The 17,145-nt window shown below is 68.6% G+C and carries 16 protein-coding genes and 1 tRNA gene; 6 read left to right on the forward strand and 11 right to left on the reverse strand.

Annotated elements, in window-relative coordinates; translation table 11 throughout:
- The first annotated feature begins 28 nt into the window (after positions 1-28).
- Complete coding sequence (locus P7V53_RS18810) at positions 29-931, forward strand: YihY/virulence factor BrkB family protein (RefSeq protein ID WP_280151046.1); 903 nt, start codon at positions 29-31, stop codon at positions 929-931.
- Between the two features lie 12 nt (positions 932-943).
- Here P7V53_RS18810 and P7V53_RS18815 read toward each other — a convergent pair whose 3' ends face one another.
- Together P7V53_RS18815 and imuA are read right to left on the reverse strand one after the other, a co-directional pair.
- Positions 944-2,473, reverse strand: coding sequence for a DNA polymerase Y family protein (locus P7V53_RS18815; RefSeq protein WP_280151047.1), 1,530 nt, complete (start codon positions 2,471-2,473; stop codon positions 944-946).
- Between the two features lie 19 nt (positions 2,474-2,492).
- Positions 2,493-3,323: a translesion DNA synthesis-associated protein ImuA gene (gene imuA / locus P7V53_RS18820; RefSeq protein WP_280151048.1), complete on the reverse strand. Its 831-nt coding sequence runs from the start codon at positions 3,321-3,323 to the stop codon at positions 2,493-2,495.
- Between the two features lie 173 nt (positions 3,324-3,496).
- Between imuA and P7V53_RS18825 the strand changes: the two genes are divergently transcribed.
- Positions 3,497-4,483, forward strand: coding sequence for a helix-turn-helix domain-containing GNAT family N-acetyltransferase (locus P7V53_RS18825; RefSeq protein WP_280151049.1), 987 nt, complete (start codon positions 3,497-3,499; stop codon positions 4,481-4,483).
- On the forward strand, positions 4,480-4,905 hold the full coding sequence (locus P7V53_RS18830; protein ID WP_280151050.1) for a YchJ family metal-binding protein: 426 nt from the start codon (positions 4,480-4,482) through the stop codon (positions 4,903-4,905). Before P7V53_RS18825 ends, P7V53_RS18830 begins: the two co-directional genes overlap by 4 nt.
- Here P7V53_RS18830 and P7V53_RS18835 read toward each other — a convergent pair.
- The 6 genes from P7V53_RS18835 to P7V53_RS18860 all read right to left on the reverse strand — a co-directional run bounded on the left by P7V53_RS18835 (position 4,884) and on the right by P7V53_RS18860 (position 9,746).
- Entirely contained in the window at positions 4,884-5,957 is a 1,074-nt protein-coding gene (locus tag P7V53_RS18835) for an exo-alpha-sialidase (RefSeq protein ID WP_280151051.1), read from the reverse strand. The two genes, P7V53_RS18830 and P7V53_RS18835, sit on opposite strands and share 22 nt — an antisense overlap.
- A 22-nt stretch (positions 5,958-5,979) precedes the next feature.
- Complete coding sequence (locus P7V53_RS18840) at positions 5,980-6,249, reverse strand: MoaD/ThiS family protein (RefSeq protein WP_280151052.1); 270 nt, start codon at positions 6,247-6,249, stop codon at positions 5,980-5,982.
- A gap of 30 nt (positions 6,250-6,279) precedes the next feature.
- On the reverse strand, positions 6,280-6,861 hold the full coding sequence (locus P7V53_RS18845) for a DUF3501 family protein (protein WP_280151053.1): 582 nt from the start codon (positions 6,859-6,861) through the stop codon (positions 6,280-6,282).
- Between the two features lie 20 nt (positions 6,862-6,881).
- Positions 6,882-8,228 carry a heterodisulfide reductase-related iron-sulfur binding cluster gene (locus tag P7V53_RS18850; RefSeq protein WP_280151054.1) on the reverse strand — a complete coding sequence of 449 codons (1,347 nt, stop codon included), beginning with the start codon at positions 8,226-8,228 and terminating at the stop codon, positions 6,882-6,884.
- A 75-nt stretch (positions 8,229-8,303) separates the two neighbouring features.
- A complete protein-coding gene (locus tag P7V53_RS18855) occupies positions 8,304-8,723 on the reverse strand; it encodes a rubrerythrin family protein (RefSeq protein WP_280151055.1) in 420 nt (139 codons plus the stop codon).
- A gap of 165 nt (positions 8,724-8,888) precedes the next feature.
- A complete protein-coding gene (locus P7V53_RS18860) occupies positions 8,889-9,746 on the reverse strand; it encodes an alpha/beta hydrolase (RefSeq protein ID WP_280151056.1) in 858 nt (285 codons plus the stop codon).
- 116 nt (positions 9,747-9,862) lie between these two features.
- On the opposite strand from P7V53_RS18860, the gene P7V53_RS18865 reads away from it, so the two are divergent.
- Both P7V53_RS18865 and P7V53_RS18870 read left to right on the forward strand, forming a co-directional pair.
- A tRNA-Ala gene (locus P7V53_RS18865) sits at positions 9,863-9,938 on the forward strand.
- Positions 9,939-9,988: 50 nt separating this feature from the next.
- The gene (locus P7V53_RS18870; protein ID WP_280151057.1) at positions 9,989-12,349 is read left to right on the forward strand and encodes a PBP1A family penicillin-binding protein; all 2,361 of its coding nucleotides are present in this window, start codon (positions 9,989-9,991) and stop codon (positions 12,347-12,349) included.
- Positions 12,350-12,358: 9 nt separating this feature from the next.
- Here P7V53_RS18870 and P7V53_RS18875 read toward each other — a convergent pair whose 3' ends face one another.
- Complete coding sequence (locus tag P7V53_RS18875) at positions 12,359-14,461, reverse strand: ATP-dependent helicase (RefSeq protein WP_280151058.1); 2,103 nt, start codon at positions 14,459-14,461, stop codon at positions 12,359-12,361.
- Positions 14,462-14,610: 149 nt separating this feature from the next.
- Here P7V53_RS18875 and P7V53_RS18880 point away from each other — a divergent pair, with 149 nt between their 5' ends.
- Positions 14,611-15,168 (forward strand): hemerythrin domain-containing protein, encoded by a 558-nt coding sequence (locus P7V53_RS18880; protein WP_280151059.1) that lies wholly within the window; start codon positions 14,611-14,613, stop codon positions 15,166-15,168.
- A gap of 7 nt (positions 15,169-15,175) precedes the next feature.
- On the opposite strand, the gene P7V53_RS18885 is transcribed toward P7V53_RS18880, so the two are convergent.
- A complete protein-coding gene (locus P7V53_RS18885) occupies positions 15,176-15,535 on the reverse strand; it encodes a response regulator (RefSeq protein WP_280151060.1) in 360 nt (119 codons plus the stop codon).
- Positions 15,536-15,542: 7 nt separating this feature from the next.
- The gene (locus P7V53_RS18890) at positions 15,543-17,048 is read right to left on the reverse strand and encodes an ATPase domain-containing protein (RefSeq protein WP_280151061.1); all 1,506 of its coding nucleotides are present in this window, start codon (positions 17,046-17,048) and stop codon (positions 15,543-15,545) included.
- Positions 17,049-17,145 lie beyond the last annotated feature (97 nt).

Raw genomic sequence — 17,145 nt, forward strand, 5'->3', positions numbered from 1 at the left:
TTGCGCTTTCCAACCCGACACACGATCCATGGATCAGAAGGCACCGGCCGCGCAGGTCCTTCAGCATCCCGGCGCCTTCGCGCTCCAGACGCTGAAAGCCTTTCGAGCCAACCAGGGCTTGCTGCTGGCGGGCGCCGTGGCGTATTACGCGCTGCTGTCCATCGTGCCGCTGCTCATCTTGTTCGTGATCGCGCTGTCGCACGTCATCGACCAAGCCGAGCTGCTGGAGACGCTGGCCCACTACCTCGAGTGGCTGCTGCCGGGGCAGTCCCAGGCCATCGTCGGCGAGCTGAAGAACTTCCTCGACCATCGCGACGTGATCGGCTGGGTGCTGTTCGCGACCATGCTGTTCTTCAGCTCGCTGGCCTTCACCGTGCTCGAGAACGCGATGTCGGTGATCTTCATCCACCGCGTGGCCGTGCGGCGCCGGCACTTCGTGATCTCGGCGCTGCTGCCGTACTGCTACATCCTCAGCCTGGGCGTCGGCATGCTGATCGTCACGCTGGTGTCCGGCAGCCTGCAGGCGATGGGCCAGGAAAGCGTGCAATTCCAGGGCCACCGCTGGTCGCTGGGTGGTGTGTCGGGCGTGCTGCTGTATCTCGTCGGCGTCAGCGGCGAGGTGTTCGTGCTGACCTCGGTGTACCTGGTGATGCCGGTGGGTCGCCTGTCGCTGCGTCATGCGCTGATCGGGGCGGTGACGGCGACCCTGCTGTGGGAGGTGACGCGCCATTTGCTGGTGTGGTACTTCGCGACGCTGTCGCAGGTGAACCTGGTGTACGGGTCTCTCACCACCGCCATCGTCGTGCTGCTGAGCCTGGAGATCGGCGCCACGCTGCTGCTGTTCGGGGCGCAGGTGATTTCGGAGTACGAGCGCCTGGGTCGCGAGCCGCTGAAGGTGGAGCCGGAGCCGATGAAGACCGAGAAGGTGTGACGGCAAGCACCCTCACCCGAATCGCCCCTGCAGGAACCAGCCCTGCCCCGCCGACGGCAGCCGCGCCCGATAGATCCACACCAGCGCCCCGTCGCCCGCCTGTGCGATGAAGTAATCGCGCTCGGCCAGCGCCGCATCCCACCAGCCGGTCTCGATGCGCTCGGGGCCGCACAGCAGTTGCAGCGGCTGACCCTCGAGCAGCGGGCGCAGCTGGCGCTCGTGCAGGAGCTCGGGCTCGGCCAGCAGCCACACCGGTCGCCGCGGGCCGGCCGGCGGTGGCGGCCGCGCGACGCGTGATGCGCGCAGCGACGCTTCGGCCCTTTCCACCGCGGTGGCGCATTCGGGCCGGTGATCTTCCACCAGGCTCAGACGCTGCACCTGCTCGTGGCCCAGCCGCGCCTGCAGCCGCTCCACCAGACGAATCAGTCCTTCGCGTTCGCTCTTGGCCGTGGGAAAGAGCTCGCCGTTGGGCGGGGCGCCGCGGGCGATGTCGGCACAGCTCAGACGCAGTTCGAGCGTCGGCGCGGCCAGCTGCAGCCGCGCCAGCCGTTCGCGCAGCAGCACCAGCAGGTGGGCGATGTCGCGCGAAGGCTCGGCCAGTGCGATCTCCAGCGTGCTGTCGGCCGGCGTGGCGGTGTCGCGGCGGTGGCGCGGCTCGTGCTGCATGTGCAAGGTGAAGCGGCGCACCTGCGCATGCTGGGCCCCGGCCCAGGCCACCAGTCGTGCCAGCAGGATGGCGGCGCCGTGCAGCACCTGCTCGGTGGTGTCGGCCCGCGCGAAGAGTTCGAGCCGGCTCTCAAAGCGATCGGGCAGGCTGATCCAGGTGCGCGGATCGGGCTGCAGACCGCGCGCCCGGTCGATCTCGGCCAGCAGCGGCTCGCCGAAGCGCCGCGCCAGCCCGCTGCGGGGCAGGCCCTGCAGATCGGACAGGCAGTGCAGGCCCATGCCCTGCAGCGCCTCCCAGTGCTCGCGGCCCGGGCCGAGCAGCCACACCGGCGCGGCGTCGAGCAGGCGGTTCAGCGCGGCCAGGTCGACCGCGTGTCGGCCTTCGGGCGCTTCGGGCAGGCGCGCCAGCAGCGCCGCGCCCTGGGCGGTGGGCGCGGTGGCGCAGTGCACCCGGTGCCCCAGCGGCCTCAGCTGCGACTGCAGCCGGCGCAGCAGGGGCCGTTTTCCACCGAAGTAGCGCAGGCTGGAGTGCACTTCAAGCAGGACGGTGTGCGGCGCTGCCTGAGGATCACCCGCCGGCTCCAGTGTGACCGACGGCGTGAAGGCCAGCGCCGCATGAGCGACCGCGGTGATGGCCTGCAGGTCGCGCAGCGCATCGGCCTGCCCGAGCACGATGTGGGGCGCCAGCGCCAGCGCGGTGGCACGCTTCAGCCCGCTTTTGACGCCCAGCGATTGCGCGCTGTCATTGGCGCTGACGATGTGGTGCGCATCGACCAGCGCGATCGGTGCCGGGCCCGCCTCCTCCCCCAGCGGGGCGAGGGTGGTCGCGAAGGACTCCAGCGACAGCAGGGGCAGATGCAGGGCGACCCACAGCATGGGAAGGCTTGGCGTTCGGTCATGCCGCGAGGTTGATGAAGGTGGCCGTCTGCAGCGCAGACGGGGCCGGCTCGGCCCGGACAGCGGCTTCGGCGCGGCTGTGTGCCGAAGCCGACAGCACCGGCGGCAATGCGATCTGCAGCGGGGTGTCGAGCGGCGGGCCGCGCCGCTTCAGCAGACGCAGCTGCAGGGTGTCGGCGCCTCCTGCGCGCAGCGCCAGCCGCAGCGGTGCCGCGGTAGGACGCTGCTGCGCCGCCATCTCGCGGAACACGAAGGCGGGACCATCGTGGGCCTGGGCTGCCAGCTGCAGCCGCCGCAGCCGCTCGGCGCGCAGCCGCGGCGGCAGCCAGGCGACCACCGCGCCCACGTGGCCGCTTTTCAACGCCTGCTCGAGCGCCCACAGGCTGTCACTGCCGGCCACCACCTTGCAGCGCGTGTGCACGACCAGCAGCTGCGCCACCTCGAGCCCGAGCTGCGACAGCGCCCAGCCCGACAGGGCGTGCGGCGGATCGAACATCATCACCAGCCGCCCGGCCTGCTGGATGGCCGCGAGCGAGGCGCCGAGCAGGCGGATTTCGCCGATGCCGGGATGCGGAAGCAGCAGCTCGCTCAGCACCCGGCGCGGCCAGCCTCCGCCTGGCAATTGCGCATCGAGCGCTGCAAATCCGCTGCTCACGGCCTGGTCGGTGTGGCGGCCGAGCTGGTGGCCCAGCCACAGGGCGGGATGCAGGACTTCCGGCGCCTCGACACGCACCCGCGCGGGACGCAGTTCCGCTGCCAGCCCCGGATGGCGGGTGCCGGCGAACACCGCAGCAGGAGGAGAAGCAGCGACAGGGGGCATGGCGTCCATTTGATGACTGTATTTTTATACAGTATCTGCCACCACAGGGAAAGCCAGGGTGCAAAGACCGAGCACCGGGAATGGAAGCGTGCGAAATGCCCTCACGCCGCGGCCCAGATCGATGCCTGCACTGAGGCAATCAATTGCTTGCTTTGGGCAACCATATGGGCCATAGTCCCGGCATGTCCGCCGCCGCCAGCCTCCCCGAGCGCATCGAAGCCGTGCGCCGCTTCAACCGCTTCTACACCCGCCGCATCGGCGTGCTGCGCGAAGGCGTGCTGCACTCCAGCTTCACTCTCACCGAGACCCGCCTGCTGTGGGAGCTGGCCCACCTGCCGCCCGACAGCCGCGGCGTCACCGTCACCGGGCTGGCCGGCCGGCTCGACCTCGACATCGGCTACCTCAGCCGCCTGCTGCGCGGCTTCAAGGAGCGCGGCTTCATCAAGTCCACGCGCTCCACCACCGATGCGCGCCAGCAGCTGCTCACGCTGACTGCCGCCGGCCGCCGCGCCTTCGCGCCGCTCAACACGCGCTCGCAGGAAGAGACCGGCGCCCTGCTCGCCCGGCTGGACGACGGCCAGCAGCATCGGCTGTTGTCGGCGCTCGGCGAGGTCGAACGCCTGCTCGACGATTCGCCTCGGGGCGCCGGCAGCGCTTACCTGCTGCGCCCGCATCGGCCGGGCGACATGGGATGGCTGGTGTCGCGCCACGGCGCGCTGTATGCGCAGGAGTACCAGTGGGACATGCGCTTCGAGGCGCTGGTGGCACGCATCGCCGCCGACTTCATCGAGCGCTTCGACGCCCGGCGCGAAGCCTGCTGGGTCGCCGAGCGCGACGGCGCGAACGTCGGCTGCGTGTGCCTGGTCCAGGCCCGCGACGACACCACGCAGCAGGTGCTGCCCGGCGTGGCGCAGCTTCGGCTGCTGCTGGTGGAGCCCGCCGCTCGTGGTCTCGGTCTCGGCAAGCGGCTGGTCGCGGAATGCACGCGCTTCGCCCGCGAGGCCGGCTATCAGCGCATCCGCCTGTGGACCAACAGCGTGCTGTCGGCGGCACGAGCGATCTACATGCACGAGGGCTACCTGCTCACGGCCAGCGAGCCGCATCACAGCTTCGGGCAGGACCTCATCGGCGAGACCTGGGAGCTGACGCTCGCCAGCACGGCGCCATGAGCTCGTCGCCGTGCCCCTGCGGCAGCGGCCTCGCCTACACCGCGTGCTGCGGCCGCTTCCATGCCGGCGCGCAGCACCTGAGCGCGCCCACGCCCGAGGCGCTCATGCGCTCGCGCTACAGCGCCTTCGCGCTGGGCCTGCACGACTACCTCCTGGCCACATGGCACCGCGACACGCGGCCGGCATCGCTGGACCCCGATCCGCCGGGACTGCAATGGCTCGGACTCGAGGTGCGCCGGCATGAGATGCACGACGCCGATCACGGCACGGTGGAGTTCGTGGCTCGCAGCAAGCTGGGCGGACGCGCCCACCGGCTGCACGAAGTCAGCCGCTTCGTGCGCGAAGACGGGCGCTGGTGGTACCGCGACGGCGATGTCGCGAAGGCCTCCACGCAGGCGGCTCAGCCGAATCGCACCGCGTAGATCGGCGGCAGCAGGTTGGACACCGTCGTCCAGGACTCGCCGCCGTCGTCGCTGGCCCACAGGCCGCCCGTGGTGCTTCCCATCATGAGATGTCGGCCATCCGGCGCGACCGCCAGGCCGTGGCGGTACACGAGGTCGTAGCAGCCCGACTGCGGCAGGCCGGCGCGCAGCGTCTCGAAGCTCCTGCCGCCATCGGTGGTGCGGTTGACGACCAGTGCGCCGTCCACCGGCACGCGCTTCTCGTCGGCCACGCCGGGCACGAACCACGCGGTGTCGGCGTCGTCGGGATGCACCGCCACGGCGAATCCGAAGCTCGACAGCGGCGCCGTCGTCACCTCCTGCCACGACTCGGCGTTGTCGGCCGAGCGCCAGATGCCGTTGTGATGCTGCGTCCACAGCACCTCCGGCCGGGCCGTGCAGCGCACCACGCAATGCGGGTCCTGGATGTTGGGGTCCTCGGCCCGCTCGGGCGGCATGTAGGCGGCCCGCATGCCCCGCGCCTGCGTGCTCCAGCTTCGGCCGCCATCGCGCGTGGCCCAGACGCCGCCGCAGCTGATGCCGACCAACAGCTCGCCGGCGTTCGTCGGATGCGGACAGATCGAATGGATGCCGGGCACGTCGTACCCGCCGCCGAACCATTCGGCACGGCCCGGCTGGTGCCACAGCGATTCGTTCAGCTGCCAGCTCGCACCGCGGTCGTCGGAACGAAAGAGGCCTCCGGGCAGCGTGCCGGCATACACCGTGTCGCCTTGCGCCGCGAGCGACCAGATCTGCACCAGCTTCCAGGCGGGGCCCTTCGCGTCCGCCGGCTGCTCGGGGTACGTCGGTGTGGTCACCTCGTTCCAGCTTCCCCCGCCGTCGTCCGAGGCATGCAGCTTCACGCCGAAGTGGCCCAGGTTGAGGGCGGCCAGCATGCGTTGCGATGCGGTGGGCGGCAGCACCATCGACACCGGCTCGCCGAGAAAGCCGACGTTGGCGATGGACCAGCCGCCCGCCCCGCGGCGCATCTCGAACAGGCCCTTGCGGGTCGCCACCCAGGCGCGGTCGGTCATTGTCGGCTCCTCGGGATGAAGATCAGCCGCCGGAGAGCGCCTGCAGCACGTGCACGCGGCTGCCGGGCGCCAGCGACTGGTCGAGAGACAGGCGGTCCTCGCAGCGCCGCCCATCGATGAAGACGACCAGATTGGCGCGCAGGTGCGCCTGGTCGTCGAGCACATAGCCGCGCAGCCGCGGGTTCACGGCGAACGCCGCTTCCAGCCCATCACGCAGCGTCGCGGCCGCCGTCTCGACGACCGGCGTCTCGGTGAAGCGGCGAAGCTGCTGGGTGAATTCGATGCGGGCCATGGGGACGGCAATGATGCCGCCCGGCGCCGCTTATCTCAAGTCGCCGGCGAGGCTGGCGAGCGTCTCCGGCTCGATGACGACGTGCGCGGGGTAGTTGGTGTGGTCGCAGCCCAGCTTGACGGCGGCGCCGGCGCGGACCGCCTCGCGCGCCGTGGACGGGAATTCGAAGCGCAGGAAGTGCACCGACGAGGTCTTCTCGTCATTCTCGCGGTCCAGGTCCTCGTCGGCGATGGCGTAGATGCGCGGGTGGCCCTCGACCTCGACGAACATGCGGTCCTCGACGCCGATGAGCCGCGCCAGCTCGCGCTTGCGCTCGTGCACGTCGGGGTACTCGATCAGCATCGTCGCCTTCCAGTTCGTGCCGTCGGGGACTAGGGGCGCGTAGGCGTCGATCTCGCCCTGGATGCCGTCCTCGTCGAAGATCTTCTCGATGTGCAGCATCTCCTGGATCTGCCGGCGGATGGTCTCTTCGTCCTCGAACTGGACGCCGATGTGCTCGCCGAGCCGCACCGTGCGCAGCTTGCGGTGGGCGATGGCCTGCTGGCGCTGCGTCTTGCGGACTTTGGCGTAGGCCTCCAGCGTCATCAGGCTGTCGGGGGTGATGGTGGCCATGCGACGTTCCTCCTGGGCAATCAGAGCCCGTAGGCCTTGCGCACGAGGCTGAGCGGATGCTGCAGCGCGGCCGCCGGAAGCTCGTTCACCTGCATGCCCTGGGCGATGTGATGGCCGGCGAGCGCGCAGTCGGAGCTGATGTAGTCCGGCTGGTCCTTGGCCATCGCCTTGAACACCGGCTTGCCGATCTTCATGGCGATCTTGTGTGTCGGCGTCTTCACGCCGTAGGTTCCGGCGTGGCCGGAGCAGCGCTCCACCGTGTTGAGCTGCACGGTCACGGTCTGCCCGATCAGCTTGAGCATCTCCTCGGTCTTGCGGCCGATGTTCTGCACGCGGCCATGACAGGGGATGTGGTAGCTGACCTTGCCCAGGTCGTGCTTGAAATCGGTCTTGAGCAACCCGTCGCGATGACGGGCTACCAGGTACTCGAACGGATCGAACATCGCCTCCTTCACCGCCTGCGTGTCGGCGCATTCGGGGAACATCAGCGGAAGCTCCTGCTTGAACATCAGGGTGCAGCTCGGCACCGCCGTCAGGATCGCGTAGCCGTCCTTCGCATAGCGCGCGAGCACGGGGATGTTGGCTTCCTTGTGCCTGGCCACCTCGTCGAGATCGCCGAGCTCGAGCTTGGGCATGCCGCAGCACTGCTCCTTCTCGACGATGGTGTACGGAATCTCGTTGTGCTCGAGCAGCTTGATGAGGTCGTGCCCGATGCCCGGCTCGTTGTAGTTGACGTAGCAGGTGGAGAAGATCGCCACCTTGCCGGGCGTGCGATTGCCGTCCTTGACCAGCGTGGCGGCGCCCTGCTTCTTCGCGCTCCAGCGGAAGCGGCTGGTGGCCAGCTCGGGCAGCCAGGCGTCGGGATGGACGTGCAGCGCCTTGTCCAGCAGCTTGCGCGCGGGCTTGGTGCGATTGATCGCGTTGGCCGCCTGCACCACCACGGGAATGCCCGCGAACTTGCCGTGCACGTCGGTGGATGCGAGGAACTGCTCGCCGCTGCTGACGCCGCCCTGCTTGAACTTGATGGCCTTGGCGCGCAGCATCGTGTGGGGGAAGTCCAGGTTCCACGGGTGCGGCGGCACGTACGGGCACTTGGTCATGTAGCACAGGTCGCACAGATAGCACTGGTCGACGACCTTCCAGAAATCCTTCTTGTCCACCCCGTGCACTTCACCGTCGGCGGTGGCATCGACCAGGTCGAACAGCGTCGGGAAGGAGTGGCACAGGCTCACGCAGCGGCGGCAGCCGTGGCAGATGTCGAAGATGCGCTCGAGCTCCTTCTCGCAGGCGGCCTCGTCGTAGTAGTCGGCGCTCTTCCAGGCGATGGGGTGGCGGGTCGGCGCTTCGAGGCTGCCTTCGCGATTCATGAAGTCTCCTGATGTCGTGCTGACAAAGGAACAAGGGGCGCGAAGCCCCTCGTTCCGTTGTGCTGCCGTGGCTGCTCAGTCCGCCAGCGCGTCGAGCGCCTTCTGGTAGCGGTTGGCGTGCGAGCGCTCTGCCTTGGCGAGCGTCTCGAACCAGTCGGCGATCTCGTCGAAGCCCTCTTCGCGCGCCTGCTTGGCCATGCCCGGGTACATGTCGGTGTACTCATGGGTCTCGCCGGCGACGGCGGCCTTGAGGTTGTCGCGGGTGGCGCCGATCGGCAGGCCGGTGGCCGGGTCACCGACGGCTTCGAGGAACTCCAGGTGACCATGTGCGTGCCCGGTCTCCCCTTCGGCGGTGGAACGGAACAGCGCGGCGACGTCGTTCTGACCTTCGATGTCGGCCTTGTTCGCGAAGTACAGGTAGCGGCGATTGGCCTGCGATTCGCCGGCGAAAGCGTCCTTCAGGTTCTGCTCGGTCTTCGATCCTTTCAAGCCCATGTCGCTCTCCTAGTGTTCAGAGTGAGGGAAGACGAACGGCCACCCGCGGCGCGAGGGGCACTCCAGAACCCTATCGCAGCGCGATGTCGGACGCCAATACAAAGCTTCAATGCGATGTATTGATGCCGACAATGGGAATAGGGTTAACGATAGTGGTTCTCATCCTCAGCGCTTGGCGACGCCGAGCAGGTCGAGCGCCAGCGCATGCAGGCGGGCGCCCGGATCGGCCAGCTCGTGCAGCACGCTCAGGTGGTGGGTGCCGGGCACGGTTTCGCACACCGGGACCGCCTTCGATCCCCAGGCGTCGCGGATCATCTGGTTCTGGCGCAGGAACTCGTCGCTCTCCTCGGCCCCGACCGCGGCATACAAGGCGCCGGCCGGCGCCGGAAAGCCCGCCGGGCTCAGACGCTGCGCCGACTCCTCCGTCAGCCGCAGATCGGCCTGCAGGAACGGCGCATGGCGGATGGGCTCCAGGTCGAACAGTCCCGACACCGCCAGGGCCCGACGCACCAGCGTGGGCGGCAGTTCGGCGTCGACCGCCTGCCAGTCGCACGACAGCAGCATCGCCGCGAGATGGCCGCCGGCCGAATGGCCCGCGACGACGATGCGCGAGGCGTCGCCACCGTAGAGCGGCGCGTGGCGCCATGTCCAGGCGAGCGCCCGCACGAGTTGCAGCGTGATGTCCTCGATGCGCACGGCCGGACACAGCGCGTAGTTGGGCATCACCACCATCGCACCGGCCTGCACGAACGACGGCGCCAGGAACGACTGGTCGCGCTTGTCCAGCGAGCGCCAGTAGCCCCCGTGGATGTACACCAGCACCGGCGCCCGGTGGGTGTGGGTGGGATAGATGTCGAGCGTCTCGTTGGGGCCGTCGCCATAGCGAACGTCGAAGCGGTGCGACAGGCCTTCGCGCGCCAGCGCCGAAGCGCGCGCCCAGCGTTCGAAGATCTGCGGATGCTCCGGTATGCGGGCGCGGTTGTTGTATTGCAGGTCGAGCCAGGCGGTGTCGTAGCGGGCCATCGGGGCGTCTCCAGCGTCGCGTGAGAAAGCACTGCTTTCTAACCTTCGGAATCCAATGACGCCATAGGCGTCGGCACGACCCGTGGCTTCAGATGCGCTAAAATTGCGGACGCAGTGGGGGGGTAGCTCAGCTGGGAGAGCGTCGCGTTCGCAATGCGAAGGTCGGGAGTTCGATCCTCCTCCTCTCCACCACCTGCACCGAAACCCGTTGGCGCCCAACGGGTTTTTCTTTTTCCGAGCCCATGAGCCGATACAGGTCCGTTTCACTGTCGCGCCTCATTGCAGCATGCCGGACGGCCGCGGCGCGGCGCGCCGGGCGCATCGCGCTGCGCGGGGCCGGGTTCCTGCTCGGCACGCTGATATCCGTGACGGTCGTGGCCGTCATCACGTTGAACGTGCTGTACGAGCGCCTGCCCGACATCGCCGCCCTCACCGACTACCGGCCCAAGCTGCCGATGCGCATCTACTCCACCGACGGCGTCATGCTGGGCGAGTTCGGCGAGGAACGGCGCCGCTTCACGCCGATCAGCGAGATGCCGCGCCTCCTGAAGGACGCCGTGCTGGCAGTGGAGGACGCGCGCTTCCACGAGCATCGCGGCGTGGACTACAAGGGTGTGCTGCGCGCCGGCCTCGCCAGCCTGGTGAAGCCGCGCAGCCAGGGTGCGTCGACCATCACGATGCAGGTGGCGCGCAACTTCTATCTGCCCACGCGGAAGGAGTACACGCGCAAGCTGTACGAGATCCTGCTCGCGCTGAAGATCGAGCGCCAGCTCACGAAGGAGCAGATTCTCGAGCTATACATGAACCAGATCTTCCTCGGGCAGCGCGCCTATGGCTTCGCCGCCGCGAGCGAGATCTACTTCGGCAAGCCGCTGGCCGAGCTCGGCGTGGCCGAGACCGCGATGCTGGCCGGCCTGCCGCAGTCGCCGATCCACGGCAATCCGATCGCGAACATGCGCCGGGCGGTCGCACGCCAGCATCACGTGTTGAGCCGCATGCGCGCCGGCGGCGTGATCGACGAGACTCAATGGACTCAGGCACGTCACCAGCCGCTGAGCTTCCGTCCCGCGCGCCAGGTGCCGGTGCACGCCGAGTACGTCGCCGAGACCGCGCGCCAGCTCATCCATGCGCAATACGGCGATGAGGCCTATACCCGCGGCCTGGACGTCACGCTCACCGTCGACGCGGCCGAACAGGTCGCGGCCTACCGCGCCCTGCGCGACGGGATCATGGACTTCGAGCGCCGCCAGCCCTGGCGCGGTCCCGAAGCCTTCGTCGACCTCCCGGCCGATCCCGCCGAGGTGGAATCGCGCATTGCGGAGGCGCTGGCCGACCATCCCGACAACGACGAGCTCAAGGCGGCGGTGGTCGTCGGCGCTGCGCGCAACCGGGTCCAGGCGGTGCTGGAGAGCGGCGAAACGATCTCGATCTCTGGCGACGGCCTGAAGCAGGCCGCGGCCGGCCTGTCGCCGCGCGCGAGCTCCAGGGTGCGCATCCGTCCCGGCTCGGTGGTGCGCGTGGTGCGCGGAGCTGACGGCAGTTGGGGCATCACCCAGCTGCCGGAGGTCGAAGGCGCCTTCATCGCGATGGATCCGTCCAGCGGAAGCATCCGCGCCATGGTCGGCGGCTTCGACTACTCGAAGAACCAGTTCAACCATGTGACGCAGGCATGGCGGCAGCCCGGCTCCAGCCTCAAGCCGTTCCTCTACTCCGCGGCGCTGGAACGCGGCTTCATGCCTTCCACGCTGGTCAACGACGCGCCCGTGGTGCTCGACGCCGAGGCCGCCGGAGGCACCGCCTGGGAGCCGCGCAACTCGGACGGCCGGTTCGATGGGCCGATGACGATGCGCACCGCGCTCGCGATGTCGAAGAACATGGTTTCGATCCGCCTGCTGCAGTCCATCGGCGTGCCCGCGGCGCAGGAGTGGCTGACGCGCTTCGGCTTCGATGCCGAGCGGCACCCGCCTTACCTCACGATGGCACTCGGTGCGGGCTCGGTGTCGCCGCTGCAGCTGGCGTCGGCGTACTCCGTGCTGGCCAACGGTGGCTACCGCCTGCCGCCATTCCTGATCAAGCGGCTGAGCGACGGACGCGGCCGCCTGCTCAACGAATGGCAGCCGGCGGCGACAGACGACGCCATGCGCGTGCTCGACGCGCGCAACGCATTCGTCATGACCAGCCTGCTGCAGGAGGTGACGCGCACAGGCACCGCCAGGCAGGCGCAAGCGACGCTGAAGCGCACCGACATTGCGGGCAAGACCGGCACCACCAACGACGCGATGGATGCATGGTTCGCCGGTTACCAGCGTCAGCTCGTCGCCGTGGTCTGGATCGGTCACGACAGCCCGCGCAAGCTGGGCGATCGCGAAAGCGGCGGCGGCCTGTCGCTGCCGGTCTGGCTCGACTTCATGGCCACAGCGCTGAAGAAGGTTCCCGTCGACGAGCCCGAGGTGCCGCCCGGTGTTGCACGCATCGACGGCGAGTGGTACTTCGCGGAGCACACGCCCTCGAGCGGCATCACCAGCCTGGGCGTCGAGGAGACACTGCCCAACGCGCCCGGCGCCACCGAACGGCGCAGCATTCTCGACCTCTTCAAGCCATAGTCGCCTGCCCTATTGCCACAGGGACCTGACGCGCGCCGACACGTCGACGACCGGCGCGCCCGCGACACCGCCGAGGGGCAGCCTGTCTCCCGAGGCGCCGCCATGCTGCAGACGCTCGAAATGAGCGGCGACGTCGTCCGGAATGAAGCGTGTGAGCGACGCATACACATGCCGCGATCCCATGGAATTCTGCTGCGTGACGTAGAAGCGCTGCGGGACGATGAGCTGCAAGGTCTGCCTGGCCCGCGTCATCGCGACATAGAGCAGGCGCCGCTCCTCCTCCACCTCGGCCGCAGTGCCGGTGGACATCTCCGACGGGATGCAGCCGTCGACCGCGTTCAGCACGTACACCGCCTTCCACTCCTGCCCCTTGGCCGAATGGATGGTCGACAGGATGAGGTAGTCCTCGTCGCGGTGGGGCGCACCGGGCTCGTCGCTGGTGGCGTCGGGCGGATCGAGCGTCAGCTCGGTAAGAAACCGCTCGCGCGACGCGTAGCCATTGGCAATGCGCGCCAGCTGCGCCAGATCGGCCTGGCGCACCGGGGCATCGTCGTGCAGCCGCTGGAGTTGCGGCAGGTACCAGCGCTGTACGACGTCCATCTCCGCCGGCCATCCCACGCTGCCCTGACGCAGCTGCCGGTAGGCGGCAACGAAGACCTCCCAGTCGGCAGCCGCGGCGGCCGGCGGCTTGAACGACGTCAGTGCCGCGACGGGGTCGGCGGCGCTCTCCATCGCGTCGAGCAGGCGCCGCGCACTGGCCGGACCGATGCCGGCCACCAGCTGCGCCACGCGAAAACCCGCCATGCGGCTGCGCGGGTTCTCCGCCCAGCGCAGCACCGACAGCACGTCCTTGATGTGCGAGGCTTCGAGGAATTTCAGCCCGCCGAACTTGACGAACGGGATGTTGCGTCGCGTCAGTTCGAGCTCGAGCGCGGCACTGTGATGCGAGGTGCGAAAGAGCACCGCCTGGCTCTTCAGCCCCACGCCGGCTTCGCGCTGCGCGAGCACCTCGCCGGCCACCCACTGCGCCTGCCCGGCTTCGTCTTCCACCGCGATCAGCGCCGGCCGCTGCGAGGAGACCTGGTCGCTCCAAAGCTCCTTGGTGAAGCGCTCGCACGCGTTCGCGATGACGGCATTCGACGCCGCCAGAATCGTTTGGGTGGAGCGGTAGTTGCGCTCCAGCGTGACGACATGTGCCTCGGGCCGGAAGGCGCGCGGAAAGTCGAGGATGTTGCGCACCTCGGCAGCGCGGAAGGAATAGATCGACTGCGCATCGTCGCCGACCACCGTGAGCCCGCGCCCGTCGGGCTTGAGCGCCATCAGGATGGCGGCCTGCAGCCGGTTGGTGTCCTGGTACTCGTCGACCAGCACATGATCGAAGCGCTCGCCGACGTGCGCCGCGATCTGCGGCTCGGCCATCATCTGCGCCCAGTACAGCAGCAGGTCGTCGTAGTCGAGGGCGTGCTGCTGCTGCTTGTGCTGCACATAGGCGCCGAAGAGCCGCTTCAGTTCGCTCTCCCACTGGCTGCACCAGGGGAAGACGTCCTGCAGCACCGAGCGAAGGTCGCGGCGGCTGTTGACGGTGCGGGAGTAGATCGCGAGGCAGGTCCCTTTCAGGGGAAAGCGGCTCCTGGTCGCGGCCAGACCCAGTTCCTGGCGCACCAGGCCCATCAGGTCCTCGGCGTCGGCGCGGTCGTGGATGGTGAACGACTCGCTCAGGCCGATGCGGCCGGCATAGTCGCGCAGCAGTCGCGCACCGACGCTGTGGAAAGTGCCCGACCACGGGAAGGCAGGCGGCCGCTGCGTCGGCGCGAAGCCGAGCGCTTCATGGATCACGCGGCCGACGCGCCGCTCCATCTCCATCGCGGCCCGGCGCGAGAAGGTGAGCAGCAGCATGCGCTGGGGATCCGCCCCCGCTAGCACCAGGCGGGCCACGCGCGAGGCGAGGGTCATCGTCTTGCCTGAGCCGGCACCGGCGATCACCAGCAGCGGCGGCGGGCGGCCGGACGGGTCGGACAGGCCGTGCTCGACGGCCGCACGCTGCTGGGCGTTCAGCGCGGCGAAGGGATCGGGTCGCGCGACACGGTGGGTGGCGGGGGTGGACAACAGCATGCGGACAGCCCGTTCAGTTCGGCGCCGTTGGCGCCTCAGGCGTACTGTATAGGCATCCAGGCATCCTTCCATCTAGGGAGACACCGGCCTGCGGGAACATGGGTTGCCAGAAGACCGCCATCACCGAGACCGCTTGCCCGCTGATCCTGATGGAACGAGATGTCCTGCAAGTCCTCACGGAAGACCACGCCCTGCTCCGCTGGCTGGGGGAGCGGCTGAACGCGGCTCGCCCGGCTCGCGTTCGCATCAACCTGTTCAACGAGTTCGCCCGCACCCTGGGCGCCCATCAGACCGTGATCGACCAGACCATCCTGCCGGCATTGCGGGCCTGCGGCTGGCGCGGCCTCAGCTCCGACGTGCTCGCCGGGCACCTGGCCCTGAAGCGACTGCTGGCCGAGACCCTCACCCTGGACGGCGACGCGCCCACCTTCGACTACGCCCTCAGGCGCATCGTGGCGCGAGCGCAGGCGCATTGCGAGGTCGAACAGCGCAAGCTCATGCCCTTGCTGCACGCCATGCTGGACGACCACCAGCGGGAGCTCATGGCCTTCGACGCGGAGATGCATCTCACGCGGCTGCTGGGCGAGCAACGGCGGCTCGGCGACGATGCCGATCTCAGCCCGCGGGCCGACGAACTCGTCGCGGAGGCCTATGTCGTCCTCGGCAGCCTGGCGACCCGGGACGAGCGCGAACAGGCTCAGCCCTGAGCTGCCCCTAGCTTTCCAGCAGCGTGGCGATGAGTTTCAGCGCCACGTCGATGTTGTAAGGTTTTCTCAGGAAAGCGTCATATTTGCCAAAGTGCGGACGCACCGCGTCCTCGGGCAGGCTGCTGTTCAGCACGATCTTAATGCCCGCCGTCTCCGGCGCTTCACGCAGCGCACGGCCCATGTCGGCCCCGTTCATCACCGGCATCATGAAGTCCAGCATCACGAGATGCGGACGCACGTCGCGCACCTTCGCCAGGCCCTGCTCGCCATTCGCAGCACAGAACGTACGGTAACCCTCCTCTTCGAGGATGAGGCTCAGCACCTCGGCGCTGGCCAGCTCGTCGTCGACGACAAGGATGGTCTTCACACGCTGCCTATGACTTCTGTTCGTCGCCACCGACGGGCAGTGTCGGGCTCGGTCTTCGCGGCGGCTCCGCCGGCTCGGCCGAAGGAATGATGTCGCCATCCGAAGTCAAAAGGCCGGCAATCAGCATGCCGTGAGAGCCGATGCGCACCTCGCGCATGCCGACGTCGAAATCGGTGTCGCGCATCTTGGTGATCGTGAGAAGCCGCTTGACCCGACCGTTGTCCTCGACGAAGCGAAGGAACAGCAGGTTGTCAACGAAGCCCGAGATGCCGTAGGGCGCATACACGACGTGGCTGACGACATCGCGTGTCTCGAGCGTCATCAGCACCGTCACGCCGCGTTCCCGCAGCTCGTTGACCAGGCACGAGAAGAAGCGATTCGTGCGCTCAGGATGCACGGCCGATTCGAAGAAGCCCGACAGGCCGTCGATGACCAGGCGCTTCACGCCGCGCTGGGCCACCTCGGCCAGCAGCCGATGCCCGAGCTCGTCCATCATGTGCTCGCCCTGGGAGTGCCAGACCAGCTTCAGCGCGCCCGCGGATTCGAGCTCCTCGAAGTCGAAGCCGAATGCCCGAGCCTTCGCGCGGACGCGGGCTGGCGACTCGAAGAAGCCGAACAGCAGGCCCGGTTCGTCAGTCGTGCTCTGCGAAAGGAAATGCAGCCCCAGCGTCGTCTTGCCGGTGCCGCTGGAACCGACCACCACGGTGGCACTGGCGGCAGGATAGCCGCGGCTCGCGATCAATGCGTCGAGCGAGCTCACGCCGGTGGTCAATGCCCGGCGCTCCGCGGCGCTTTCCGGCGGCCTGCTGAAAAGGGCCTCGATCCGCGGGAAGATCTGCAGCCCGTCGTCGGTGATGCGAAAGGGATGGCGGCCCCGCAACGAGCCGGCGCCGCGGAACTTTCGGACCTGGATCGCGCGTTCGGCGCGCGCCTCGTACAGCCTGTCCTCCAGCTCGATGATGCCGTCGACCATCGTGTGTTCGGCGTTGACGCGTTGCGGGCTGCCACTGGTCAGCAGGAACACGGTGCAGCCGTGGAAAACCGCGCTGGTCTGCAACTCGTGGATGAACTTCTTCAGGTCGCGATCGGTCTCGGCCGCCTCGGCGGCGGCGACCAGCCCGTCGAGCACGAGCACCCCGACACGGCGCGCGCGCATCTCTCGCCTCAGCACGGCGACGAGGCCCTTCAGCCCTTCGGCCTCGAGGTCGTGGAACGCGCTCAGATAACACAGCCGATCGGGGATCGCGCGCTCTTCGAAGAAGCTGAGCGAGCGGATGTGCTGCAGCATGCGCGAATGCGACTCGGCGAGCAGAGTCATGTAGACCGCCGAGCCGCCGGCAGCCACGTGGCTGTAGCAGATCTGGTTCGCGAGGATCGTCTTGCCGCTGCCGGGCTGGCCCTGGACGATGTAGACACCGGCCCGGAAGAAGCCGCCGCCCAGCACCACGTCCAGGCCGGGAATGCCGGTGGGCAGGCGCTCCAGCACGGATAGCGTGGAGGGAGAGGGTGTCATGGGGTGTTCCTTCAAGCGCTGGCTGGCCCCGCAACCGCGCGAAGCAGCGACGCGGATGCGGTCGTGCGAGTGTACGTACCGCCACGACGCACGATCC

The sequence above is a fragment of the Piscinibacter sp. XHJ-5 genome, assembly GCF_029855045.1.
Classification (GTDB): Bacteria; Pseudomonadota; Gammaproteobacteria; order Burkholderiales; family Burkholderiaceae_C; genus Albitalea.